Origin of the sequence: Aromatoleum buckelii (genome assembly GCF_012910785.2) — a bacterium.
GTDB classification, from domain to species: domain Bacteria; phylum Pseudomonadota; class Gammaproteobacteria; order Burkholderiales; family Rhodocyclaceae; genus Aromatoleum; species Aromatoleum buckelii.
Genome location: NZ_WTVH02000002.1, coordinates 1 through 1304, shown reverse-complemented (window position 1 = coordinate 1304; position 1304 = coordinate 1). Strand labels below are relative to the sequence as shown.

General features: G+C 64.6%; 1 protein-coding gene and 1 other annotated feature. The gene reads right to left on the bottom strand.

Annotated elements, in window-relative coordinates:
* Positions 1–31: 31 nt before the first annotated feature.
* Positions 32–1254 (bottom strand): IS3 family transposase gene (locus GO608_RS01530; protein ID WP_169200665.1). Its coding sequence is split into 2 segments (ribosomal slippage): positions 32–972 and positions 972–1254, totalling 1224 coding nucleotides; the frame shifts between segments, so codons are not numbered across the junction.
* Positions 860–976, bottom strand: a sequence feature (AL1L pseudoknot). It overlaps the preceding gene by 117 nt.
* Positions 1255–1304 lie beyond the last annotated feature (50 nt).

Below are 1304 nucleotides of genomic sequence, written 5' to 3'. Positions count from 1 at the left end.
CCCGGGTTTCGCGGAGGCGGTTTTGTTTGAGTCAGGCGACGACCGCCTGCTCGCTCAGGTTGCGGTAATAGTTTGCCTCGGCTTCGGCTGGGGGAATGTACCCGATCGACTCAAGCAGGCGGTGGTGGTTGAACCATGAGACCCATTCGAGGGTGGCCAGCTCGACCGCTTCGACGCTTTTCCACGGGCCACGCCGGTGGATGACTTCGGCCTTGTACAGCCCGTTGATCGTCTCGGCCAGGGCGTTATCGTAGCTGTCGCCCCGGCTGCCGACCGACGGCTCGATGCCTGCTTCTGCCAGCCGCTCGCTGTAGCGGATCGAGACGTACTGCGAGCCGCGATCGCTATGGTGAATCAAGGCGTTGCGTTCGGGTTGTCGCGCCCACAAGGCCTGTTCCAACGCGTCGAGAACGAATTCCGTGTGCATGGATCGGCTCACCCGCCAGCCCACGATGTAGCGGGCGAAGACGTCGATGACGAAGGCCACGTACACGAAACCCTGCCAAGTCGAGACATAGGTGAAATCGGAGACCCAGAGCTGGTTTGGCCGCTCGGCGGCGAACTGCCGATTGACGCGATCGAGCGGACAAGGTGCAGCAGGATCGGGCCGGGTGGTCCGAACCGCCTTGCCACGCATCGCGCCGCGCAGCCCTTGGGCCCGCATCAGTCGCTCGACGGTGCAGCGGGCGACCTCGAGGCCTTCGCGCTGCAACTGCCGCCACACTTTACGCGTGCCATACACCTGCAGATTCGCCTGCCACACCCGCTCGATGTGACCTTCCAGCACCTCGTCGCGGCGGGCTCGGGCACAGCGCAAAGCCGGATCACGCCGGCGTGCCACGGCGCGCCGATAGGCCGACGGGGCGACCTGCAGCACCTTGCAGATCGGCTCGACCCCGAAGCGCTCGCGGTGCGTGTCGATGAATCCGTTCATCACTTGTTGCGGCGGTCGAGCTCCGCCTGCGCGAAATACGCGCTGGCCAGGCGCAGGATCTCGTTGGCCTTCTTGAGCTCGCGCACCTCGCGCTCGAGCTCCCTGATGCGTTGCTGCTCGGCGCTCGTGAGCCCCTCGCGCTGGCCCGTGTCGCGCTCATGCTGCCGAACCCATCGGCGCAATGTTTCCGACGTGCAGCCAATCTTTGCCGCGATCGACACGATCGCCGCCCACTGGGATTCGTACTGATCCTTGGCCTCGAACACCAGACGCACCGCGCGCTCGATCACCTCGGGGGAGAACTTCGCTGATTTCTTCATGGCTCCATCTTCTCAAGAGTTGGAGCCTCCGCGAAACCCGGGGCGATTCA